The sequence below is a fragment of the Pseudomonas sp. D3 genome (genome assembly GCF_029320995.1).
In the GTDB taxonomy this organism is placed as follows: Bacteria; Pseudomonadota; Gammaproteobacteria; order Pseudomonadales; family Pseudomonadaceae; genus Aquipseudomonas; species Aquipseudomonas paraveronii.
In genome coordinates this window covers 4,367,565-4,389,066 of the sequence record NZ_CP119772.1, presented here as the reverse complement: position 1 = coordinate 4,389,066, position 21,502 = coordinate 4,367,565, and the positions used below count along the sequence as shown (strand labels likewise).

The following is a 21,502-nucleotide window of genomic DNA, read 5'->3' as shown; positions in this document are numbered from 1 at the left end:
ACATGCGCACCTCGTTGTTTTGCCTGACTACCGCCGTCTCCCTGGGAGGCTGTGGCTCGCTGCCCGAGCGTCTCGACGCAGACGACGCTTTACTTCACGAAGCCATGCAAGGCACCGGCGCGCAACGCCCGCCGAGTGAGACACCGGCGGTGGACAGCCCGCCGCCCGCAGCGAAGGCCCCGGCCCAACGCCAGTTGATACGTGGCAACCAGCAATTCGTGCGCCCACCCAGCGCCAGCCCGCGTGACGAAGAGCAGGGCGGCGGCGATATCGTGTTCAACTTCGCCGACCAGCCTATCGAAGCGGTGATCAACAGCGTGATGGGTGACCTGCTGCACGAGAACTACAGCATCGCCCAAGGGGTGAAAGGCAGCGTCAGCTTTTCCACGTCTAAACCGGTGGACAAACAGCAGGCGCTGTCGATTCTCGAAACGCTGCTGTCCTGGACTGACAACGCGATGATCAAGCAGGGCAAGCGCTACGTGATCCTGCCGGCCAACCAGGCGGTGGCGGGCAAGCTGGTGCCGCAAATGAACGTCGCCCAACCGTCCAGCGGCCTGTCGGCGCGGCTGTTTCCGTTGCGGTATATCTCCGCCACCGAGATGCAGAAACTGCTCAAGCCGTTCGCCCGCGAAAACGCCTTTCTGCTGGTGGACCCGGCGCGCAACGTCCTGAGTTTGGCCGGCACTGCGGAAGAATTGGCCAACTACCAGGCCACCATCGACACCTTCGATGTGGACTGGCTCAAGGGCATGTCGGTGGGCGTATTCGGCTTGCAACGCGCGTCGGTGGCCGAGCTGATGCCCGAGCTGCAAGCCATGTTCGGCCCGGACAGCGGTATGCCCCTGGCCGGCATGTTGCGCTTTCTGCCGATCGAGCGGACCAATTCGGTGGTGGCGATTTCTTCCCAGCCGCAGTACCTCAGCGAGGTGGGCGACTGGATTCGCACCATCGACGAAGGTGGTGGTAACGAGCCGCAGATGTATGTGTACGACGTGCGCAACATGAAGGCCTCTGACCTGGCCAAATACCTGCGGCAGATCTACGGCAACGGCGCGATCAAGGACGATACGCCGGCCAAGGTCGCACCGGGGTTGCGCACCACTACGTTGTCATCGCTCAACAACAATGCCGGTGGCCTGCAGAGCACTCCGCCGCCGGCTGAAGAACCTGAGCAAAGCGCCGAAGCGCCCGAACCCGCAGCGGATAAAAGCCTCGAAGCCGGCACCCGCATCACCGCGCAAAAAAGCAGTAACCAACTGCTGGTGCGCACCCGCCCCGCGCAATGGAAAGAGATCGAAGCCGCGATCAAACGCCTCGACAACCCGCCGCTGCAAGTGCAGATCGAGACGCGCATCCTCGAAGTCAAACTCACCGGTGAACTGGACCTTGGCGTGCAGTGGTACCTCGGCCGCCTGGCGGGCAACTCCTCCAGCACCACCGTCGCCAACGCGTCCGGCAGCCAGGGCGCGCTGGGCGGTGGCGGGGCAGGGCTGGGGGCGTCGGATTCGTTGTTCTATTCCTTCGTCAGCTCCAACTTGCAAGTGGCCTTGCACGCCCTGGAGACCAACGGCCGCACGCAGGTGCTGTCGGCACCGTCGCTGGTGGTGATGAACAACCAGCCGGCGCAGATCCAGGTCGGGGACAACATCCCCATCAGCCAGACCACGGTGAATACCGGTAACGCCGACAGCACCCTGAGCAGCGTCGAATACGTGCAGACCGGGGTGATTCTGGATGTGGTACCGCGCATCAACCCGGGCGGCCTGGTGTACATGGACATCCAGCAGCAGGTCAGCGATGCCGAGAGCCAGACCAGCAGCAGTGACACGCCGGTAAATCCGCGTATCTCAACGCGCTCGGTCTCGACTCAAGTGGCGGTGCAAAGTGGGCAGACGGTGTTGCTCGGCGGGTTGATCAAACAGGACAACGCCGAGAGCGTCAGTGCCGTGCCGTACCTGGGCAAAATCCCCGGCCTGCGCTGGCTGTTCGGCAACACCAGCAAATCCAAGGACCGCACTGAGCTGATTGTGCTGATTACGCCGAGGGTGATCACCAGCAGCAGCCAGGCGCGGCAGGTGACGGATGATTATCGCCAGCAGATGCAGTTGCTGAAGCCGGCAAACTAAAGGACTGCGGTAAAAAAAATGTGTGCAGGCTTGCTCGCGATAGGGTGGCGTTCGGGTCTCGGTGATCGGAAGTCGACCGTGCCAGCAACCGCGCGGGTTACCACCATTTCCAGCGGCCTTGTTTTTTCAGGGTGGCGATGATGGCTTCGCGCTTGTGGCGGATTTCTACCATCTTTAGACGCATTTCTCGTTGGCGCTTGCTGTTCAGGCACAGCAGTCCAAGTAACGGGCTCAGCAGGGCAAAGGTAAATAGGGCGTGATCTGGGCTATAGATGGTTGTCGGAACTACAAGCAGCAAATAAATCATGAACACGCCAACCTGAAGCCAAACCCACTGAGGATAACCGTGGAGGACAATGCTCTGTGCGACGCCAAATACCACGCATGCCATGCCGCCTCCGAGAAAAAATACCCCATCGCTAACCCCATCAGATGCGTCAGAGAAGTAAGTAAGGTTCATTAGCGTGCTGGCAGTGGCAATCGAAAAGCACAGGGCTAAAACTCCGCCAAACAACGCCAGCCTGTAGTGAGCCAAAAGTGGGCGAGGATCTACGATGTAAAGGGATTCTCTGTGGTTTTTCATTCGCTGAACTCTTGGTAAATACCGATGGCCAGTGTCTTCGTATTTCCGGACATCGCGCTGCTGGTGAGACCCAGCGCTGCTGCAAAAGTGTCCGTGCGATGGATTGCGGTGATTGGTTTTATCTGTGCCGCTGGAATGCGTTTGGACGCATTGCCTGCGGCCTGCTTGAGCTTGAGGAGCTTCGGTGTCAGTCGTGGGTCTTGGATTCTCAACAGTTCATCCGTCAATTTTGCCCGCTCCTGCCGGCTTAGCCCACGAAGTACCTCTCGAAGTGGTTTGCCTGTTGCCCGCTTGGACAGGTTGATAACTTTCACTGTCGTTACGGCAGAAGTGGCCACCCCAAGTAAGGAAACGGCGTCCAGAGCCGCCATCATTCCTTCGTACCACGCGCTACTGTCCAGATAGTCATTCCTCTGAGGGTCCCAAACTTCGTTTACGGTTCGATAGACTCCTGCTGCGCACTGGAACGAGCCCGCCACTGCTGCGGTTGTGCCGATGAAAGAGATGACAACGCTTGCGCCAGCAGTAAAGGGCATCATGGCTATCCCGCTGTATATAACACGCCAACTCAACAGCGCCCCCGCACACGTCACTGCCGTACTCATCGCCTCCGCCATCAACCTCGACTCTCGCGGCTCATGTTCCAGCATCCGCTTGAATTCCACCGGCCCCACATACCGGGGCGCTTCACGCAGCACCACGGTAATCGGCCGCACACTGCAAATCGCCTGGAACTCACGCAGTGTCACCACGTTGAACGCTTCGTCGATGTACACCACCCCCGCGCCGATCAGCGCCGGGTCGGCGTCGATGGCGAAGAACAACCGCCGCAGGTTGAGGCTGCCTTCGAGACGTTGGCGCGTGTTGAGATGGGCTGAGAGATATCTATCCTTGAACTGGGAGATCGTCATTCCTTAACTCCTGATTGGCGAGAGTCGAGAGAGTAAAGATGGCGTCGCGCGGATGAATGTCGGAAGTTTCGTTTTTTCAAGAAAGGCACTTCCCAATCCCGCCCTGGCGTCTTGTGAGCGGCGTATCGATTCAGGAACAGTGCGCCCCACGTCGCTACCGACGCATAACAGGACAGGGAGCTCACATGGCCGTCGATATGTTTTTGAAACTGGGCGATATCAAGGGTGAATCACGGGACCAGGCCCATCGGGATGAGATTGATGTCACCGAGTGGGCGTGGGGGTTGTCGCAGACGGGGTCGATGCATTCCGGCACCGGTGGCGGCGCGGGCAAGGCCGACTTTGCCAACCTGAACCTGAAAAAGCCGCTGGATAAATCCAGCCCCAACCTGATGATGGCCTGCACGACCGGCAAGCATTATCCCGAAGCACGATTGGTGGTGCGCAAGGCGGGCGGTTCCAGCCCGGTGGAGTATCTGGTGATCACCCTGAAGGAAGTCATGGTGGTGTCCTACGGCACCGGTGCTGAAAGTCAGGATGAGGTGCTCTACGACAGCATCGCCTTGAACTTCGCCAGCGTCGACGTCAGCTACCAGCCGCAGAAGGCCGACGGCGCCAAGGACGGCGGGCCAGTGAAGTTCGGCTGGAATATCCGGCAGAACGTCAAAGCGTGAAGCTGCACCTTGTGCCCGGATAGCGCGTCTTTGCGCATCCGGGCGCCAGTCTTCGTCCCTTCACTATTCCTGCAACAGCACTACCTGCTGCTTCATCCCCATAAGTCACTAGCACCTTGCGCCGGGCCTCACCGATGTTGTGTCCGGCCCGGACGAAATCCCCCCCGCGAATCAAGGCCGCCATACCGGCGACAGCTGTTCGTCAAGGCTCCAATGGGATTGGCCGGGCCTCAGGCAAACACCGCCTACCCAGCGTTCATGGCTGGCGTGGTCCAGCCAATAAGCATCGCCGCTCAGCACGGTGTGCCCCAACGCAGTCAACGCCAGTACCCGCCGAGGCCATTCAAGATGAGCCTCGGTTTCTGTCAACAAAGGCCGCTCGCCGTCGATCAACGGCCGCAGCAGTGCATGGAACATCATGTCCCCCAGGAACGGCAGTGGCTCGCGCTTGCCCATCAACTCGGCAAACACGCGCCCGAACGCGACCGGCCCGGCTTCGGCGATGTACGCCAGGGACAGGCGTTCGGTCAGTGACAACCCATCCCTCGCCCCTGGCAACTCCTGCAACTGGCGTCGCAAGGCGGGTGCCAGCAAGGGTAGGGCGGGATGCGTACCCTGGGCCAGTGCCGCCACCTCAAGCGGAGAACTGGCGCAGTAGGCGGACCATGCCTCACGGGCCAACTGCACCGCGTCGTCATCGATCAAGCGCCGCTGCGGCCATAACCACGCCAGTACATCGGGGGCCAATTGGCCAATGCCAATAAAGCGTTCTACCCCTGGAATTCGGTCCACCTCGATCAGCTCCAGCTTGCGTGGTGCCTGGTCAAGACCGGCCAGGGCGCGGATTAGGAACAGTTGGTCATACGCATCCGCCTCGCACCACAGCACGCTGTGTTCGGTGTTGGCCAAGGTTTGCAGTTGGTTATATTCATCGGCGACACGGCGCGCGACATCCGCTTCGCCCAGGCCAAAAGCCTGGCTGATGAATGCGCTGCGCATGGCGCGGAATTCGTCGCGGGGCAGGTCGCGAACCGGGCCCATGCACAGTGGGTCGCTGAGCATCTGGAAGTGGCCCTTGAACCCCGCCACTTGCAGGCTATGGGCAATGTCGTTGCCACAGCGCCAATGGGTGGTGTGGGCTTCGTCGCTGGCGGCGAAGTCGGGATGGCGGGCGGCGAAGTCGATGGCGTCGACATGGGTCTTGAGCTGGGGCCAACTGCTGAAACCCAGTTGTTTAGCGATATGCCATTGAGCCTGGGACAGGGTGGCGTCGGGGTTTTCGCTTTTCAGGCGTGCCAACAGTTCTTTGGCGCGCTTGCGCTGCTGCTCAAGGTTGAGACGGCCATCAGTGGTCGAGGATACGCGGCGTTGCGACATACGAGCTCCTTGCACACCTTTTCCGCTTTAAGGTTGGGAGTCGTAGAAACGAGGGAGTGCTTCATTGTCTTGGGCGCAGCCCTTTCCGCGGAAGGTGGCGTAGAGGGCGCCAGGCGGCAAATATAGGCAGGGCAGGGACTGATTGCAAGGCGCCCGCCACAGAGCCGGTCGCCATCGTTTGAACTTTTGCTATGAAAAGCCCGCTCGCCTGCTTCACCATTGTGCCTGACCGAACCATGAGGAGCATCGCGTCCATGAGCGCACTGATCGAAACCCGCGCCCTTGCGTGCCGGGATGAGCGTCGCCAGGTGGCTTTGCTCCAGCCCACTGACTTCGCCCTGCACCGCGCCGACCGCGTATCGATCACCGGCCCGTCCGGCTCCGGCAAAAGCGTGTTCCTGCGGGCACTGGCGTTGCTGGACGCGCCCACATCGGGGCAGGTCTTGTGGAACAACCGGCCGATCACTAACGCAGACATTCCCGAGTACCGCAGCCGCATCTGCTACCTGTCCCAACGCCCGGCGCTGATCGACGGCACGGTGCAAGACAATCTGCGTTTCCCCTTCAGCCTCAAGACCCTGCGTAAACGCCGTTTCGAGCTGGCGACCGTCACGGCGCTGCTGCAGCACGCCGGCAAGTCGCCCGACTTCCTGGCAAAAAACGCCAGCGACCTGTCGGGCGGCGAGTCCCAGGTGGTGGCGTTGATCCGCACGCTGCAGCTCAACCCCGACGTGCTGTTGCTGGACGAACCCACCGCCGCCCTCGACCCCGCGTCCTCGCACGATGTCGAAGCGCTGATCGACGCCTGGTTCGCCGACGACCCCACCCGCGCGTATGTCTGGGTGTCCCACGACCTGGAACAGGCCCAACGCATGAGTGACATCCACTTGCACATGCGCGCCGGTGTGCTGAGCGGAGCCACCCAGCCATGAACTACCAAAACCTGACTGCGCTGGACATGGCCATCGCCGCCTCGCTGATCCTGATCAACGGCGCGCTGTCGCTGGCGTTGCGCCTGGGCCTGGAGCGCCAGTTGTTGTGGGCCGCCGTGCGTACCGTGGTGCAACTGCTGGCGATCGGTTACCTGCTGGGCTGGGTGTTCGCGTTCGCCTATTGGTACGTGGTGCTCCCGCTGATGTGCGCGATGACCCTGATTGCCGGCCTGTCGGCGGCGGGGCGTGGGCGGCGGACGTACCGTGGGCAACGGATCGACAGCATCGTGTCGGTGTGGGGCAGTTCGTGGCTGGTCACGGCGGTGGGCTTGTTTGCGGTAATTCGTATCCACCCGTGGTACGAGCCGCAGTATGCGATCCCGATCCTCGGCATGATCCTCGGCAACACCCTGACCGGCGTGTCCTTGGGGATCGAGCGCATGACCCAGGAACTGACCTCGGGCCGCAACACCATCGAGATGATCCTGGCCCTCGGCGGCTCACGCTGGGAAGCGGCGCAGGAAGCGATCCGCCAGGCGGTGCGCGCCGGGATGATCCCGACGCTGAACCAGATGACCGTGGTCGGTATCGTCAGCCTGCCCGGCATGATGACCGGCCAGGTGCTGGCGGGGGAGAGCCCGGTGGACGCGGTGCGGTACCAGATCGTGATCATGTTTTTGATCGCCGCTTCGTCGGCGTTGGGCACGGTCGGCGCGGTGCTGCTTACCTACCGGCGCCTGTTTTCCAGGAGTCATCGGTTTTTGCGGGATCGGCTGCAAGAGCGCTGAAGCTCAGGCGACGAACCGCTGGTGATTGTTTCACCGGCTGAAATGCTCGATTGTAAATCCTGGTGATTCCATCGATAGACGCCGCGGCGGAACATGCCTGGCGTCAAAACCCCCACTTCTTTGGAGCCTTTCATGTCCCAGTCTGCGATCAAACTCTATGGTTTCCCCCTGTCCGGCCATTCCCATCGGGTCGAGCTGATGTTGTCGCTGTTGGGCCTGCCCAGTGAATTCATCCTGGTAGACCTCAAGCAAGGCGCGCACAAGGCCGCTGAATTCGTCGACACCATCAACCCGTTCGGCCAGGTGCCGGCGATTGATGACAACGGCACCGTACTCGCCGATTCCAACGCGATTCTGGTGTACCTGGCGAGCAAGTACGGCAACGGCCAATGGCTGCCGAGCGACCCGCTGGGCCAGGCGCGTGTGCAGCGCTGGCTCTCGGCCGCCGCCGGTCAGCTCCACGTCGGGCCGGCGACCGCGCGGCTGGCGGTGGTGTTTGGCGCGGATGTCGATACCGTGACCGCCATCAGCCGCTCCCACGCTTTGCTGCAATTGGTTGAACAGCAACTGGGCCAAAGTCGCTTCCTGGCCAGTGAGCAGCCGAGCATTGCCGATATCGCCTTCTATACCTACGTGGCCCACGCGCCGGAAGGCAATGTGTCGCTGGCCGACTACCCTCAAGTGCGCGCGTGGCTGGCCAGTATCGAAGCGTTGCCGGGTTTTGTCGGCATGCCACGCACGGCGGTGGGTCTGCAAGCACAGTAACCTTCAAGAGGGACGCCGATGGACCGATTTCATGAAATGCAGGTGTTCCTCGCGGTGGCCGAGGAGGAGGGCTTCGCCGCCGCTGCGCGCCGCCTGAAAACCTCGCCGCCCAGCGTGACCCGGGCGATTGCTGCGATGGAACAGCGCATCGGCACCCAATTGCTGGCGCGCACCACCCGCAGTCTGCACCTGACTGAAGCCGGCCAGCGCTACCTAGAAGACTGTCGACGCATCCTCGCCGAGCTGAACGAAGCCGAGGAAGCGGCGGCGGGCAGTTATTCCATCCCCAGTGGGCAACTGACCGTGACCGCCCCGGTGCTGTTTGGCGAGCTGTATGTGGCGCCGTTGCTGGGGACGTATCTCGATCGTTTTCCCCTGGTGAACATCAACGCCTTGATGGTCGACCGCGTGGTGAACATGACCGACGAAGGCGTCGACGTGGCCGTGCGCATCGGTCATCTGCAGGAGCCGGGGCAACAGGCGATCCAGGTCGGTGAAGTGCGGCGGGTGGTGTGCGCATCGCCCGGCTATCTCGATCAGCACGGGCGGCCGCAACGTCCCGAGCAGTTGCGTGAAGCCAAGATCGCCACGTCGTCGGCCAGCCAATTGATCAGCGAGTGGCAATTCGTCGACGGCGACCGGCTGCTGACGGTGCCCATCGCGCCGCGCCTGGTGGTCACGGCAAACAACGCCGCGATCAACCTGGCGCGTATCGGCTGGGGCTTGACGAGGGTGCTGTCCTATCAGGTGGCAGCGGCGGTGGCGGCCGGTGAGCTGGAGATTGTCCTCGACGCCTTCGAACCCGCGCCGCTGCCGATCCAGGTGGTGTTCCAGAAGGGCGCCCGTGTACCGGCGAAGGTGCAGACCTTCGTCGACTTCCTCACCCAGCGTTTCGCCCAGGACCGTGGCCTGAACCCGGCGCCGCAGCGGCCTAGCTGATGGAGCGCTATCGCGATATGCAGCTGTTTGCGGCGCTGGCCGGGCAACCGAGCCTGGCTGCGGCGGCGCGCAGTGCCCAGGTGTCGGGCGCGACGCTGGTGCGTGCGCTGGCGCGGTTGGAAGCACGCCTGCACGTGGCGTTGCTGCAGCGCAGTACGCGGGGTGTTAGCCTCACCGACGCAGGCCGCGCCTACCTGGCCGACTGCGTACGCCTGCTGGCCGCCGTGGACGCCGCCGAAGCCTCGGCCAAGGGCTCGCATGTGCAGGCCCAGGGCAATCTGCGGGTGTTCTTGCCGTTGCTGTTCAGCCGGTACGTGATGGCGCCGATCTTGGCCGGTTATCTGGACCGCCACCCCGATGTGTACCTGACGGCCCGCTACCACGACTATTACCCCAACCTGCACGAAGAAGGGCTGGACGTGGCGATCCTGGTCGGCGCGTTGCCGAACTCGTCGCTGATCGCACGGCCGGTCGGCCAGGTGCGGCAGATCCTTTGCGCCAGTCCCGATTACCTCGCTGCCCACGGCGCACCCGCGCACCCGGACGATCTCAAACAACATCGCCTGATCGCCAGCGTCGATCAGGTCCACTGGGATTTCCCCCACGCCCACCTCAAGGCCCGTACACGCCTGCGCTGCGCCACGGTGCAAGGTGCGATCAATGCGGCCGTGCATGGCGCGGGGATCATCCGTTGCCTGAGCTACCCGGTTCACGAGCACCTGATCAGCAATCAGTTGCGCCGCGTCTTGCCCGCCCACGAGTTGGCGCCGTTGCCGGTCAACGTGGTCTACCGCGAAGGCCGCCATGCACCGATGCGCGTGCGCAGTTTTGTCGATCACTGCGTGGCGGCGCTGCGCGAGCATCCGGCGTTTCAGTTGGCGTAATGCTCGATTGCTCAACGTGGGTATTCTCTCGCTGCCTGGCGGGGCGCAGCATTGGGTTATCTAACTCGAGGTGATCGCCATGAACCCGATCGAACACTCCCCCTGGCATGCCGGTGAACGGCAGATGCAAGCAAGCGCAGGTGCTGCCGAGCGCATGGACATGATTGGCGCCAAGGTGATCCGCGATCATCTGCCCGAGCAACACCGAGGGTTTTATCCGCTGTTGCCGTACTTGCTGCTCGGCGTGGTGGACGCGCACGGCATGCCCTGGGCGACGATGATCGAAGGCGCGCCGGGGTTTGCCCATTCGCCCGACCCCCACACCTTGCAGATCGACAGCCTGCCGGGCACCGGCGACCCTGCACGCTCCGCGCTGCATCCAGGGGCCGCGGTCGGCTTACTCGGCATCGACCTCGACACGCGCCGCCGCAATCGCCTGAATGGCCGGGTCGGCGCGCTGGATCATGAGGGCTTTGCGGTCGATGTGGTGCAGTCCTTCGGCAACTGCCCCAAATACATCCAACTGCGGCCTGTCGATGGGGTCGCCCGTAAACCCGGGGATGTGGTCGAGCGCAGCAACTGCCTGGATGACGCCGCGTGCGCAATGATCCGCAATGCCGACACCTTCTTCGTCGCCAGTTACGTGGACATCGGCGGCGAACGCTCGGTGGACGTCTCCCATCGCGGCGGCAACCGAGGCTTCGTGCGCGTGGAAGGCAACGTGCTGACCATCCCCGACTTTGCCGGCAACCTGTTCTTCAACACCCTGGGCAACCTGCACGCCAATCCGGTGGCGGGGTTGTTGTTCATCGACTTTGCATCGGGGGACGTGATGCACCTGGCCGGGCGCACTTCACTGATCCTCAGCGGGGCCGAGGTGGCGCGGTTCGAGGGCGCGCAGCGGTTGTGGACCGTTACGGTGGAGCAGGTGGTGCGCCGCCCGGCGGCGCTGGCGTTGAGGTGGGGGGGTGCGGAGTTTTCGCCGTACAGCCTGGCGATGGGGCGTTGGTAGGGCGGTGCTGGAAAGCCTGGGGTGGCGAGCGGGTGGTAAAACCTTCATCCCTCCCGTACCATTCGCCCCCCTCGCAGTGACGCGAGGCGCAGCGCCAGGATGGCTCATTGCATGTCTTTCCTGTGGCGTCTGCAGCTCCCTTTTTGCCCGCGTTCAGGATTCGACATGTTTTGCTTTTCCAGGCCTTTGGCCTTGCTCTTAATGGCTGCAGCCTTGGCGGGGTGCGGTACTCAGCCCGCGTCGCTGGTCAGTCAGCCGCTGCAACCAGGCCCCGAAGAACCGGTGGCTTATCTTGTGGGCTCCATCGGCCCGCAGAACCTCAATGCTTCTCCCGCACCCAACCAGCGCCTGTTGTTTCGCAAGCGTGGCTCCGCCTTCGGGGCCGCCGGTATATGGGTCGGTGCCGGGCGGGAAACGCCTCAGGATGTGAAGGACGAGGCCGGCGTCGCCAGTGTGTTTGTGCTGCCGCTCAAACCGGGAGATTATGAGTTTTATGATTTCCAGTTCTTCTCCAGCAACTATTCACCCACCCTGGGCACCACCTACACCTCGGTCCAGGCTCGGGAGAAGTTCAACCTGCCGATGCGCCTGCAAGCCGGCAAGGCCTATTACCTCGGTGAATTTCGCTCGCTGTGCCTGGGGGCTTCCCTGTGCGCCTTCCGTTGGCGTGACCAGCAAGGTCGCGATGAACCGATCGCGCGACAATCGGTTCCGCGCTTGCCGGCGCTGGAGTTGATACCGCTGGATTATCGCAGCGCCGCCCCGCATATCATCGCGCCGCTGTCTACCGCTGCGGGCCAGAATACCCTTCAAGAGATGCGTCCATGAACCGCGTTATTACCCTGAGCGTCCTGGCGCTGCTGACTGGCTGTGCGGCCACCAATACCCTGCCCGAACGCGCGTTGCCCGACGGTCAGGACTACCTCAAGCCGATCCATGTCATGGTCGACGACCCGCTGAATGCCGCGCAAATCCGTAACCAGTTACGCGAAACCGGGGTGTTTCGAAGTGTCGAAACCGGCCAGGGCAAGGCAGGGGATTATTCGGTGTTGATCCGCTTCAATAGCCAGCGCGATTTGCCACCTTTCCCGGTAATTCTGCTGAGTACGGCGACACTGTTTTTGCTGCCCTTGTCCCAGAGTATCGACACCACCACCGAGTTTTCCCTGCAACAAAATGGAAAGCTGTTGAAGCAATACAGCTATCGCAACGTCACCCACAAATACACCTGGCTGCTCGATGGCAGCGGCGGGATGCAGCAAGAGAACGTAAACCGTATCACCCGTGCCTTTGCCCAGGATGTACAACGTGATGGCCTGCTGCCTGTGGAGCACACGCAATGATCAGGATCACCTTAATGGCTGCCGTGCTGTTGCTCGGCGGCTGCAGCACCGCCCTCAAGCCCCTGGACTACAAAGCCCAGCACGCCTATGTGCCGATGAGTGTCACCATGCCGCTGCCCGAATCCCGGTTCGATCAGCAAAAGCAGCGCGAAGTCATCCAGTTGCTGCGTGATACCGGCGCCTTCAGTTTCCTCGACGGTGGTTTCAGCAAGACCGGCTACAGCCTGCTGGTCGACCAGAGCGGCGGTAAAGGGGCCGGAGTGCTCCCCGCAGTACTCGGCGCTCTGACGCTGCTGACCGTGCCAGTGCCCTACACCTACGAGCGCCAATTGCATGGCTCGGTGTTCAAGGACGGTCAACTGTTGAAAACCTATGCCTACAAGCGCGGCGGCTGGACGGCCACGACCTGGTACATCCCCATGATCGAACCTCGCAGCGAGAGTGAAATGCTCGGCGACCTGATGCGAGACCTGGACCGTGATCGCTTGATTCCCTATCAGTGAGCCGGTAGGGAATCAAGCGATCGCGCCGCAGCGGCAACCCCCGCGTCGCCAACAGCGTGTGGCTTTGGCTATCGTCGAGCGCCAGGGGCGGGCAGGTCAGCGCGACATAGGGATAAACGCCACACTCCCATCCGCACGCTGGTGAAACAGCCGCTCGCCATTGTCCGGCTGAGTGGTGATCACTTGATGATCGGTGCCCAGGTATGCCAGGGGCGTGGGATCGTCCTTGGAGTACTGCGCGATGATAATCGTGTGTTGCGGGTCGAAGTGGCGGCCGCTGGTGCGTTCCAGCCAGGCCATGAACGCAGCGCTGTCGCCCTGGCGAGGGAAGTCCTGGGTTTCGGCGACGTAGTAGAACGGCTGGCCGCCGTTTTGCAGGTACATCGGCAGTTTGTTGTCGACTTCCACCAGCACCATTTGCCATTGGTTCCATGGCGCGGTCTTCTCGGCTTGAGCGTGCACATCCTCGACGAAACGCGTTACGCCGCCGTTGCCGTTGGTCCACGGGTACGCCACGCCGAGCACCAGCAGCATCAGTGCGGCGGCAACGCCAAAGCCTTTCTGCCAGCGTGGCCAGCTAGCGGTTTTTTTCGCCAGCCGTTCGTTCAGCCACCACGCTCCCAGCAACTGGGCGAACGGCACCAGCGGCAGCACGTAGTAACTGCGGCGGCTGCCGCTGGCGGTGAAGAACACGAATAGCAGCCCCAGGCCCCATACCAGCCAGCGCACGTTGGGCGGGGTCTGACGCCAATGTCGCACGGCCAGCCACAGGCCGAGCAACCAGCACGGTGCCCAGGGCAGGGTGTAGGCGGGCAGGTAAATCAGATAGGTATAGATCGGCCCCATATGGTCGAAGGGGTCGAAGAAACGCACGACGTTTTCGCGAAATACCAGGGCCAGGCCGCTTTCGCCGTAGGTCGGCGCGCCGTAGAGGTGCGATAGCACAAAGGGGATGGCATAGAACCCGGCGGCAATCAGCAGCGCCAGCACCACGCGCAGGTTGAGGTGACGTTTGTAGCGGTGCTCGCTGAGCAGGTGCGGCAGCAGCACCAGGCCCGGCAGCACAAAACCGATCAAACCCTTGAACAGCGAGGTCGCGGCCAATAGCAGGAAAAACACCGTGTAGCGCCACAGTCGTGTGTCATCCGGCCCGCGCCAGTACCACCACACCGCCGCCAGCACGCCACACACGGTGAGCACGTCCGCCGTGGCCACGCGTGCCCAGAACAGGAAATAGAACGTGGTGGCGAGCATCCAGCCGGCAATCAGCCCGGTGCCTTTGCGAAACAGGCGCTCGCCGATCAGGTACACCAGCCAGATGCTCAACCATGCGGAAATCACCGACGACAGGCGCAGCGACCAGGGCCCCAGGCCGCCCATCAGGTTGGCGAAGCCGGTGATCAGCCAGTAGGAGGGCAGGGGCTTGTCGTAATACGGCGTGCCTTTGAGGTAGGGGTCGAAGTAGTCACCGCTTTGCAGCATCTGCACGGCGATGTTCGCCCAGCGGGTTTCCGGGCCCCACAGGTCGCGACTGCCCAGGCCGAGCAGCAGGAGCAGGGCGGAAACGCCCAGCAATAGCAGCAAGGCGCCACGTTCGGTTTTCCAGACAGTCATGGACGGTTCCTAAGGGGATTTCGGATAGAGGGTGAGCACCAGGTCGCCCTTGCGATAGCGCTTGCCGCCGGGTGGCAGTTGCCCTTCCTCAAGGTGTTCGTTGGTGCTCCTGACGCGCATCAGCACCCCGACCGAACCCTGTTGGCGCGCCTCGGCCAGCCACGACTGGACGTTGTCCAGCCCGACTTTGCGGTGTACCGCGTCTGGGTATTGCAGGCCGTATTGCAGCTCGCCTTCGGTGTCATAAAACGCGACATCCGGCCGGCTCAGGCGCCAAGCCAGTGCCGATGCCGAGCCTAATTCGTTGCTCAATAACGCCTGGGTTTGCTGCAGTTCTTCCAGATGCTCCAGCACAAACTGGTCAGGCATTTCGTTATTCGATATCCGCGCCGGCATGCCCGCTGGCAGGAGTAGCACCAGCAAACCGATGCCCAGGGCTGGCGTCGCCCAGAGTGTCAACGGGCGAAAGGCTTGCAGCAGGTTGGTCAGGACCCAGCCCAGCAGCACAATGAAGGTCAACGACAGGCTGAACATTTCCGCGTGGCTGTTGCCGTATAGCGGATCGCCGATTTGCAGATAGATCAACGTCACCATCGCGGCCATGCCGATCACGAAGTTGAGCAGGCCGTTGATGCGGAGTGCGCGGGTTTTGCCCTGCTGCATCACATCGATCAAGGCATGCCCCATCAACAACGCCAGCGGTAACAGGCACGGCATGATGTAGGTCGGCAGCTTGCCGCTGCTCAGGCTGAAGAAACCCAGCGGCAGCAGCATCCACAGGGCGAGAAAGGCTATCGCCGGTTGGCGCTTTTCTTTCCAGGTCTTGTGCAGCGTGGTCGGTAGCAGCGCCGCCCAGGGCAGGCATGCGACGACCATGATCGGCAGGAAGAACCACCATGGCCGCGCATGTTGCGCGGTGCCGGAGGCAAAACGGCGGATGTGTTCATGCCAGAAGAAGAAATTCCAGTAGTCGGGCTCCTGCACATGGATCGCCCACACCCACGGCAGGCACACCACGACTGCCACGACGATCGCCAGTGGGCCATACCGCAGCAATTCGCCCAGGCGGCGTTGCCAGAGCATATAGGGCACGGCGATCAGCACCGGCAGCAACAACGCGAGGAAGCCCTTGGTCATGAAGCCCATCGCGCAGGCCAGCCCCAGCGCCGCCCAGGCGCCGAGTCGGGCGCCGAGTCGGGCGCGCGGGGTGCGGCTATCGAGGGCAAACCACAGCGCCACCAGGCTGAGGTTGACCCAAAAGGTGAATTGCGGGTCGAGATTGGAGTAGCCGGCTTGCCCCGCCACCAGGCCAAAGCTCAAGTAGAGCAAGGCGCAGGCGAAGCTTTTGCGCGGGTCGTTCCACAGGCGCCGGGCGATCAGGTAGGCCAGCAGCACGCTCAGGGCGCTGGTCAACGCCGAGGCGATGCGCACGCCGAACAGGTTCTGGCCGAAGACCGCCTGGCCGAGGGCAATCAGCCAATAGCCGGCGGCGGGTTTTTCAAAATAACGCACGCCCATGAAATGCGGTGCGGCCCAATTGCCGCTCATGAGCATTTCCTGGCTGACCTGAGCGTAGCGGGTCTCGTCGGGTATCCATAGACCGTGCAGGCCCAAAGGCAGGAGATAAAACGCGACAACGGCCAGCAGCAATAAAGGTAGGGGTTTGAATCGGGTCATGCGAACGTCGCTCCTTGACGTCTAAGTGTAGGGAATTTGTGTAAGGACGCACGGGGGTAAAAAGTCACAGTGTTCACTAAGGGTCTTAAATTATTCATGACGTCCTTAACTAACAGGCGCAGTTAAACATGCCATAAGTTGGCTGTCGTTTGGCTGAACATCCGCCTCTTGTATCGGTTGAAAAGTGTCTAAAGTTGCTTGAGCGCCGCCGGCCAATCGCCGCTGTTTATAATTCCCACGGCCTTGAGTTCGCCGTTGCCCAGCACCTTGATGAACAATGCACTGCCGTATTCGGTGGATTTCGCGTGGGGGTAGCCTAGGGCACGTTCGATGTCACTGATGCAGCCGCTGTGGGTGATCAGCACCAGGTTGCGTCCAGGCTGCTTGTGGCTGAGGAGTTCTTCACCCATGGCATCGCCGCAGATCGCCAGCGGGCCTGGCGACAGTTCGGTTTTGCCAAACATGAACAGCGAGGTCTGGGCGGTACGGGTGGTCGGGGTGCTGAACACGTCTGCACGCTCCATGCCCAATGTTTTAAAGGCTTTTCCGGTTTCGGCTGCCTGTTGAGTCCCTTTGACCGTCAGACCGTCAGCGGGTCCGAAGCAGGGGTTGGAGGAGCGGTCGCAGCGCTCTTCATGGCGCACCAGTACCACCAGATTACCCTCGCGCCAGCTGGTCAGCAGGCCTGACGTCAGCAGGCGATTGCCCGCGCCCAGGTTCGGTGGCGACACAGGCCAGGCCAGAAAACCTGCCAGCAACACGCCGAGCAAGGTGATTGCTGCAATGCCCTGCCAAAGTTTTTTCAGACGTTTTGCTCGCGTTTGATACGAACGCGGTTTGGTCAAGGTCAGGTTAACCACACTATTCACCGTAGGTACGTCAGGCAGCTTTTTATTAGTCAGGCGCAACTGTTTGACAGTGCCCTTAGTGGAGCAAGAGCCTGTCATACAGTTGCTGTCTTTTTGCTGAAAATTGGAGCGTTAAAAATAAGGCGTGCCGACAACTAAAAAGTTGAGCGTCATTGGCGCTTGTCGGGCACTTTATTCGGTGATCGGTAGGTAACCGGTGAAATGCATGTGAAAAATTTGCGTGGCGAGGTCGGTCAGCCGTTATCCTCGGTTGCAGTCCATTGGCGAGCGAGCATTCCCATGTTGCAGGTGCAAGGTGTCCATAAATGCTACGTCACTGCGCAGGGCCCGCTGACGGTATTGGCCGGGGTCGATCTGCAGTTGGCTGAGTGTAGCAGCCTGGCGCTGATGGGCGAGTCCGGCAGCGGAAAAAGCACACTGTTGCACCTGGTGGCCGGGTTGGATCGCGTCGACGGTGGCAGTATCCGCGTGGGTGAGCAGCGCCTGGATCAGATGACCGAGCGGCAGTTGGCCGATTGGCGACGCACTGACATCGGCCTGGTGTTCCAGCAATTCAACCTGATCGGCAGCTTGCGTGTCGACGACAACCTGGCGTTCCAGGCACGCCTGGCAGGGCGCTTTGATCCGCACTGGCAAGCGCAGTTGATCGAGCGCCTGGGCCTGGGGGATCTGCTCAAGCGCTACCCGGAACAACTCTCCGGTGGCCAGCAGCAGCGGGTCGCGGTAGGGCGGGCGTTGGCGTCTCGACCTGGCTTGCTGTTGGCGGACGAGCCTACGGGCAATCTGGATGAAACCACCAGCGATGAGGTGCTGCAACTGCTGCTGGACCTGTTGCGCGACACCCCCACCAGCCTGTTGATGGTCACCCACAGCCCGCGCATTGCCGCGCGGCTCGACCGGCAGGTGGTGTTGCACCGCGGCCACGTCCTGCCTGCGGACGTCGGCTGAGATGGCGGTGTTCTATTGGACGTTGCGTGCGTTGCTCAGCCACTGGCGGCGCCATCCCGTGCAGTTTTTCAGTGTGCTGACCGGTCTTTGGCTCGCCACCGCGCTGCTGACCGGGGTGCAAGCGCTCAACAGCCAGGCGCGGGACAGCTACGCGCGCGCCAGTCAATTGATCGGCGGCGAACCCCAGGCCAGCCTCAGCGCGCCGGACGCTGCCAGTTTCCCCCAGGCGCTGTTTGCCGAGTTGCGCCGCGCCGGCTGGCCGGTGTCGCCGGTGGTGCAGGGGCGGGTGCTGCTCAAGGGGCATGAGGATCAGCGCCTGCAATTGATGGGCATCGATCCGCTGTCGCTGCCCGGCAGCGGGGCGGTGGCGGGGCAGCGCTTGAGTCAGGCGCAAATGGTCGCGTTCTTCGACCCGCCGGGGCGTACCTGGATCGCCCCGCATACGTTGCAGGCGCTGGGGTTGCAGGCCGGTGAACGGCCGCTGACGGCGAGCGGGCAAGCCCTGCCGCCGTTGCAGGTTCAACCGGACATGGCCCCTGGCATGTTGCTGACCGATATCGGTTTTGCCCAACCGTTGCTGGACATGCCTGGGCGCCTGTCCCGGCTGCTGCTCGACAAGTCGTTCGCCGCCGCCCATCCCACGCCGCCGGCGGGACTGCAGCTCAAGCAGGGCGAGGACAATAACCTCGCGCGCCTCACCGAGAGCTTTCACCTGAACCTGGACGCGCTGGGCTTTTTATCCTTTGTGGTCGGGCTGTTTATTGTCCATGCGGCCATCGGCCTGGCCCTGGAGCAACGGCGCGGGCTGCTGCGCACCTTGCGCGCTTGCGGGGTGAGTGCGCGGATGTTGATCCTCGGCCTGGGGATGGAGTTGGGTGCCTTGGCCTTGCTTGGCGGTGTGCTCGGTGTCGCCAGTGGCTATGTGCTCGCCAGCGTGTTGTTGCCGGACGTGGCGGCCAGCCTGCGCGGCCTCTACGGTGCCGAAGTGCCGGGGCAACTGAGCCTCAGCCCCTGGTGGTGGCTCGCCGGGTTGGGCCTGAGCCTGCTCGGTGCGTTGCTCGCCGGCGCCGGCAGTGTGTGGCGGGCGGCGCGCTTGCCGTTGCTGGCGCTGGCCAATCCCCAGGCCTGGCATGAGGCCCATGGGCGCTGGTTGCGGCGCCAGGGCTGGGTGGCGAGTGCGGCGTTGTTGATCGCGCTGTTGGCGCTGTGGTGGGGCGACAGTCTGGCCGCTGGATTTGTGCTAATGGCGGCCTTGCTGCTCGGTGCCGCGTTGGGGCTGCCGGTGCTGCTCAATGCACTGTTGAAAGCGCTGCTGGGGCGCAGCCGCTCGGTGCTCGGACAATGGTTTCTTGCCGACTGCCGCCAACAGTTGCCGGCCTTGAGCCTGGCGCTGATGGCGTTGCTGTTGGCGCTGGCGGCCAACATCGGCGCGGGCTCCATGACCTCGGGCTTTCGCCTGACCTTCAACAACTGGCTGGAACAACGCCTCACCGCCGAGCTGTACCTCAACCCACACAACCCGGCCCAGGCCGAACAGTTGAATACCTGGCTCACGCAACAACCTCTGGTGCAGGCGGTGCTGCCCACCTGGCAGGTCGCCGTGCAATTGCAGGGCTGGCCGGCGGATGTGTTCGGCGTAGTTGACGCCCCGACCTATCGCCAGCACTGGCCGTTGCTGCAAGCGGCGCGTGCGCCGTGGGACCAATTACTGCGCAATGACACGCTGATGCTCAGCGAGCAACTGGCGCGGCGCTTGAACGTGCAAGTCGGCGACGCCGTTGACATTCCCACGCCCGAGGGTGTGTGGTCGCCCCAGGTGGTGGGGATCTACGCCGACTACGGCAACCCCAAGGGCCACGTGCTGGTCAATGCGCAGCACCTGTTGGCGCATTGGCCGACGCTGTCGCCGGCGCGCTTCAACCTGCGCGTACTGCCGCAAAACGTGGCGCCGCTGGTGCGTGAAGTGCAGCGCGAGTTTGCCCTGGACGACAGCCGTATCGTTGACCAGCAGCAACTCAAAGGCTGGTCGAGCCAGGTCTTCGAACGCACCTTCGCCGCCACCGCCGCGCTGAATAGCCTGACCCTCGGCGTGGCAGGCGTGGCGCTGTTCATCAGCCTGCTGACCCAGAGCCAAAGCCGCCTCGGCCAACTCGCACCGCTGTGGGCATTGGGGGTGACGCGCCGGCAATTGATGCTGCTCAACTTGGGGCAGACCTGGTTGTTGGCGGTGCTGACGCTACTGCTGGCCTTGCCCTTGGGGTTGCTGTTGGCGTGGTGCCTGGATGCGGTGATCAATGTGCAGGCATTTGGCTGGCGCCTGCCATTGCATATTTTCCCCTGGCAACTGGCGCAACTGCTGGGGTTGGCGCTGCTTGCCACGTTGCTGGCGTCGGCATGGCCGCTGTGGCAGTTGTACCGCAGTCGCCCGGCGGATTTGCTGAGGACGTTCGCCCATGAAGATTAAGGCGCTGCTGTGCGTCGTTCTGTTGCTGGTGAGCGGCTGTGACAAAGCCCCCGCGCCCGAGGAAAGTTTCGCCGGCCTGGGCAGTGAGGCGGCAGATTTTGCCCAGGTGCTGCCCGGCAAGGTCTTCGATTTTCCCGAGGACCACGGCCCCCACGCCGGTTTTCGTATCGAGTGGTGGTACGTTACCGCCAACCTGAAAGACGCTCAGGGCCACGTGTTCGGCGTGCAATGGACCTTGTTTCGCAATGCTCTCAAGGCCGGGCCGACGCAATCGGGCTGGCAGGATTCAACGATCTGGCTCGGCCACGCCGCCGTCACCTCGGCCACCCGGCACTACGCCGCCGAGCGCTACGCCCGTGGCGGCGTCGGCCAGGCCGGGGCCCAGGCCGCGCCGTTCAGTGCCTGGATCGACGACTGGAACTTCGCCACCCGCCCAGGCGCAACCGGCCCCTTGGCGGACATGCAGCTCAAGGCCAGTGGCGCGCAATTCGCCTACGACTTGCACCTGACGTCCAGTCGCCCGTTGGTGCTTCAAGGCGACAACGGCTACAGCCGCAAGTCCGACCAAGGCCAGGCCTCTTACTACTACAGTCAGCCGTTTTTTACCGCCAACGGCAGCATCAGTCTCGACGGCAAGGTTTACCAGGTCACGGGCCCGGCCTGGCTCGACCGCGAGTGGAGCAGCCAACCCCTGGCCGCCAGCCAGACCGGCTGGGACTGGTTTTCCCTGCACCTGGACCGTGGCGAGCAGTTGATGCTGTTTCGCGTAAGACAAAAGGACGGCACGGGTTATCTCACCGGCACCTGGATCGACCGCGAGGGCCACACCCAAACCTTGCACAACGCCGATATCCAACTTACGCCACTGGCCACCACGGCCATCGACGGGCGGCGTATTCCCACACGCTGGTCGCTGAAAATTCCCGGCAAACAGCTCGATATCACCACAGAAGCCGTCAACCCGAAGGCCTGGATGAACCTCAATATTCCGTACTGGGAAGGACCCGTGCAGTTTGAGGGTGGGGTTGGGTATCTGGAGATGACCGGGTATTAGCACTTTTCTGTAGGTACTAATCCTCTTCTGCGTAGG

General features: G+C 62.5%; 20 protein-coding genes. 14 read left to right on the top strand and 6 right to left on the bottom strand.

What is annotated here, in order from left to right; all coding sequences use genetic code 11:
- Window positions 1-2 precede the first annotated feature (2 nt).
- Entirely contained in the window at window positions 3-2,129 is a 2,127-nt protein-coding gene (gene gspD, locus P3S72_RS20015; RefSeq protein ID WP_276197962.1) for a type II secretion system secretin GspD, read from the top strand.
- 97 nt (window positions 2,130-2,226) lie between these two features.
- Here gspD and P3S72_RS20010 read toward each other — a convergent pair whose 3' ends face one another.
- Together P3S72_RS20010 and P3S72_RS20005 are read right to left on the bottom strand one after the other, a co-directional pair.
- Complete coding sequence (locus tag P3S72_RS20010) at window positions 2,227-2,712, bottom strand: hypothetical protein (RefSeq protein ID WP_276193751.1); 486 nt, start codon at window positions 2,710-2,712, stop codon at window positions 2,227-2,229.
- Window positions 2,709-3,623, bottom strand: coding sequence for an NAD synthetase (locus P3S72_RS20005; RefSeq protein WP_276193750.1), 915 nt, complete (start codon window positions 3,621-3,623; stop codon window positions 2,709-2,711). Before P3S72_RS20005 ends, P3S72_RS20010 begins: the two co-directional genes overlap by 4 nt.
- A 185-nt stretch (window positions 3,624-3,808) precedes the next feature.
- Here P3S72_RS20005 and P3S72_RS20000 point away from each other — a divergent pair, with 185 nt between their 5' ends.
- Entirely contained in the window at window positions 3,809-4,297 is a 489-nt protein-coding gene (locus P3S72_RS20000; protein ID WP_253397140.1) for a type VI secretion system tube protein Hcp, read from the top strand.
- Window positions 4,298-4,468: 171 nt separating this feature from the next.
- On the opposite strand, the gene P3S72_RS19995 is transcribed toward P3S72_RS20000, so the two are convergent.
- Window positions 4,469-5,674, bottom strand: a complete 1,206-nt coding sequence (locus P3S72_RS19995) for a DUF1835 domain-containing protein (protein ID WP_276193749.1) — start codon at window positions 5,672-5,674, stop codon at window positions 4,469-4,471.
- A 254-nt stretch (window positions 5,675-5,928) separates the two neighbouring features.
- On the opposite strand from P3S72_RS19995, the gene P3S72_RS19990 reads away from it, so the two are divergent.
- The 9 genes from P3S72_RS19990 to P3S72_RS19950 all read left to right on the top strand — a co-directional run bounded on the left by P3S72_RS19990 (window position 5,929) and on the right by P3S72_RS19950 (window position 12,840).
- The gene (locus tag P3S72_RS19990) at window positions 5,929-6,606 is read left to right on the top strand and encodes an ATP-binding cassette domain-containing protein (protein ID WP_276193748.1); all 678 of its coding nucleotides are present in this window, start codon (window positions 5,929-5,931) and stop codon (window positions 6,604-6,606) included.
- Complete coding sequence (gene fetB, locus P3S72_RS19985) at window positions 6,603-7,394, top strand: iron export ABC transporter permease subunit FetB (RefSeq protein ID WP_253397130.1); 792 nt, start codon at window positions 6,603-6,605, stop codon at window positions 7,392-7,394. Before P3S72_RS19990 ends, fetB begins: the two co-directional genes overlap by 4 nt.
- Window positions 7,395-7,526: 132 nt before the next feature.
- A complete protein-coding gene (locus tag P3S72_RS19980; protein WP_276193747.1) occupies window positions 7,527-8,159 on the top strand; it encodes a glutathione S-transferase in 633 nt (210 codons plus the stop codon).
- Window positions 8,160-8,177: 18 nt separating this feature from the next.
- Window positions 8,178-9,098, top strand: coding sequence for a LysR family transcriptional regulator (locus P3S72_RS19975; protein ID WP_276193746.1), 921 nt, complete (start codon window positions 8,178-8,180; stop codon window positions 9,096-9,098).
- Entirely contained in the window at window positions 9,098-9,982 is an 885-nt protein-coding gene (locus P3S72_RS19970; protein ID WP_276193745.1) for a LysR family transcriptional regulator, read from the top strand. The genes P3S72_RS19975 and P3S72_RS19970 overlap by 1 nt, the downstream gene beginning before the upstream one ends.
- 79 nt (window positions 9,983-10,061) lie before the next feature.
- Window positions 10,062-10,994, top strand: coding sequence for a pyridoxamine 5'-phosphate oxidase family protein (locus P3S72_RS19965; protein ID WP_276193744.1), 933 nt, complete (start codon window positions 10,062-10,064; stop codon window positions 10,992-10,994).
- A 201-nt stretch (window positions 10,995-11,195) separates the two neighbouring features.
- Window positions 11,196-11,822: a hypothetical protein gene (locus tag P3S72_RS19960; RefSeq protein WP_276193743.1), complete on the top strand. Its 627-nt coding sequence runs from the start codon at window positions 11,196-11,198 to the stop codon at window positions 11,820-11,822.
- Complete coding sequence (locus P3S72_RS19955; RefSeq protein WP_276193742.1) at window positions 11,819-12,337, top strand: hypothetical protein; 519 nt, start codon at window positions 11,819-11,821, stop codon at window positions 12,335-12,337. Before P3S72_RS19960 ends, P3S72_RS19955 begins: the two co-directional genes overlap by 4 nt.
- Window positions 12,334-12,840, top strand: coding sequence for a hypothetical protein (locus tag P3S72_RS19950; RefSeq protein ID WP_276193741.1), 507 nt, complete (start codon window positions 12,334-12,336; stop codon window positions 12,838-12,840). Before P3S72_RS19955 ends, P3S72_RS19950 begins: the two co-directional genes overlap by 4 nt.
- Window positions 12,841-12,936: 96 nt before the next feature.
- On the opposite strand, the gene P3S72_RS19945 is transcribed toward P3S72_RS19950, so the two are convergent.
- From P3S72_RS19945 to P3S72_RS19935, 3 genes are all read right to left on the bottom strand, one after another.
- Window positions 12,937-14,454 carry a glycosyltransferase family 39 protein gene (locus tag P3S72_RS19945; protein WP_276193740.1) on the bottom strand — a complete coding sequence of 506 codons (1,518 nt, stop codon included), beginning with the start codon at window positions 14,452-14,454 and terminating at the stop codon, window positions 12,937-12,939.
- 9 nt (window positions 14,455-14,463) lie between these two features.
- Window positions 14,464-16,131, bottom strand: a complete 1,668-nt coding sequence (gene arnT / locus P3S72_RS19940) for a lipid IV(A) 4-amino-4-deoxy-L-arabinosyltransferase (RefSeq protein ID WP_276193739.1) — start codon at window positions 16,129-16,131, stop codon at window positions 14,464-14,466.
- Window positions 16,132-16,319: 188 nt separating this feature from the next.
- Window positions 16,320-17,000, bottom strand: coding sequence for a histidine phosphatase family protein (locus tag P3S72_RS19935; RefSeq protein WP_276193738.1), 681 nt, complete (start codon window positions 16,998-17,000; stop codon window positions 16,320-16,322).
- Window positions 17,001-17,279: 279 nt separating this feature from the next.
- Here P3S72_RS19935 and P3S72_RS19930 point away from each other — a divergent pair, with 279 nt between their 5' ends.
- The 3 genes from P3S72_RS19930 to P3S72_RS19920 are packed head-to-tail and all read left to right on the top strand — an operon-like array spanning window position 17,280 to window position 21,466.
- A complete protein-coding gene (locus P3S72_RS19930; RefSeq protein ID WP_276193737.1) occupies window positions 17,280-17,948 on the top strand; it encodes an ABC transporter ATP-binding protein in 669 nt (222 codons plus the stop codon).
- 1 nt (window position 17,949) lies between these two features.
- A complete protein-coding gene (locus P3S72_RS19925) occupies window positions 17,950-20,412 on the top strand; it encodes an FtsX-like permease family protein (protein ID WP_276193736.1) in 2,463 nt (820 codons plus the stop codon).
- Window positions 20,402-21,466: a lipocalin-like domain-containing protein gene (locus P3S72_RS19920; RefSeq protein WP_276193735.1), complete on the top strand. Its 1,065-nt coding sequence runs from the start codon at window positions 20,402-20,404 to the stop codon at window positions 21,464-21,466. Before P3S72_RS19925 ends, P3S72_RS19920 begins: the two co-directional genes overlap by 11 nt.
- Window positions 21,467-21,502 lie beyond the last annotated feature (36 nt).

What these genes read in the sequence shown, in the direction of transcription:
- P3S72_RS19960 (WP_276193743.1), top strand. Translation starts at nt 11,196, where the DNA reads ATGGCTGCAGCCTTGGCGGGGTGCGGTACTCAGCCCGCGTCGCTGGTC.
- P3S72_RS19965 (WP_276193744.1), top strand. Translation starts at nt 10,062, where the DNA reads ATGAACCCGATCGAACACTCCCCCTGGCATGCCGGTGAACGGCAGATG.
- P3S72_RS19990 (WP_276193748.1), top strand. Translation starts at nt 5,929, where the DNA reads ATGAGCGCACTGATCGAAACCCGCGCCCTTGCGTGCCGGGATGAGCGT.
- P3S72_RS19995 (WP_276193749.1), bottom strand. Translation starts at nt 5,674, where the DNA reads ATGTCGCAACGCCGCGTATCCTCGACCACTGATGGCCGTCTCAACCTT.
- P3S72_RS19950 (WP_276193741.1), top strand. Translation starts at nt 12,334, where the DNA reads ATGATCAGGATCACCTTAATGGCTGCCGTGCTGTTGCTCGGCGGCTGC.
- P3S72_RS20010 (WP_276193751.1), bottom strand. Translation starts at nt 2,712, where the DNA reads ATGAAAAACCACAGAGAATCCCTTTACATCGTAGATCCTCGCCCACTT.
- P3S72_RS19980 (WP_276193747.1), top strand. Translation starts at nt 7,527, where the DNA reads ATGTCCCAGTCTGCGATCAAACTCTATGGTTTCCCCCTGTCCGGCCAT.
- gspD (WP_276197962.1), top strand. Translation starts at nt 3, where the DNA reads ATGCGCACCTCGTTGTTTTGCCTGACTACCGCCGTCTCCCTGGGAGGC.
- fetB (WP_253397130.1), top strand. Translation starts at nt 6,603, where the DNA reads ATGAACTACCAAAACCTGACTGCGCTGGACATGGCCATCGCCGCCTCG.
- P3S72_RS19955 (WP_276193742.1), top strand. Translation starts at nt 11,819, where the DNA reads ATGAACCGCGTTATTACCCTGAGCGTCCTGGCGCTGCTGACTGGCTGT.
- P3S72_RS20000 (WP_253397140.1), top strand. Translation starts at nt 3,809, where the DNA reads ATGGCCGTCGATATGTTTTTGAAACTGGGCGATATCAAGGGTGAATCA.
- P3S72_RS20005 (WP_276193750.1), bottom strand. Translation starts at nt 3,623, where the DNA reads ATGACGATCTCCCAGTTCAAGGATAGATATCTCTCAGCCCATCTCAAC.
- P3S72_RS19925 (WP_276193736.1), top strand. Translation starts at nt 17,950, where the DNA reads ATGGCGGTGTTCTATTGGACGTTGCGTGCGTTGCTCAGCCACTGGCGG.
- P3S72_RS19975 (WP_276193746.1), top strand. Translation starts at nt 8,178, where the DNA reads ATGGACCGATTTCATGAAATGCAGGTGTTCCTCGCGGTGGCCGAGGAG.
- P3S72_RS19970 (WP_276193745.1), top strand. Translation starts at nt 9,098, where the DNA reads ATGGAGCGCTATCGCGATATGCAGCTGTTTGCGGCGCTGGCCGGGCAA.
- P3S72_RS19945 (WP_276193740.1), bottom strand. Translation starts at nt 14,454, where the DNA reads ATGACTGTCTGGAAAACCGAACGTGGCGCCTTGCTGCTATTGCTGGGC.
- P3S72_RS19920 (WP_276193735.1), top strand. Translation starts at nt 20,402, where the DNA reads ATGAAGATTAAGGCGCTGCTGTGCGTCGTTCTGTTGCTGGTGAGCGGC.
- P3S72_RS19930 (WP_276193737.1), top strand. Translation starts at nt 17,280, where the DNA reads ATGTTGCAGGTGCAAGGTGTCCATAAATGCTACGTCACTGCGCAGGGC.
- arnT (WP_276193739.1), bottom strand. Translation starts at nt 16,131, where the DNA reads ATGACCCGATTCAAACCCCTACCTTTATTGCTGCTGGCCGTTGTCGCG.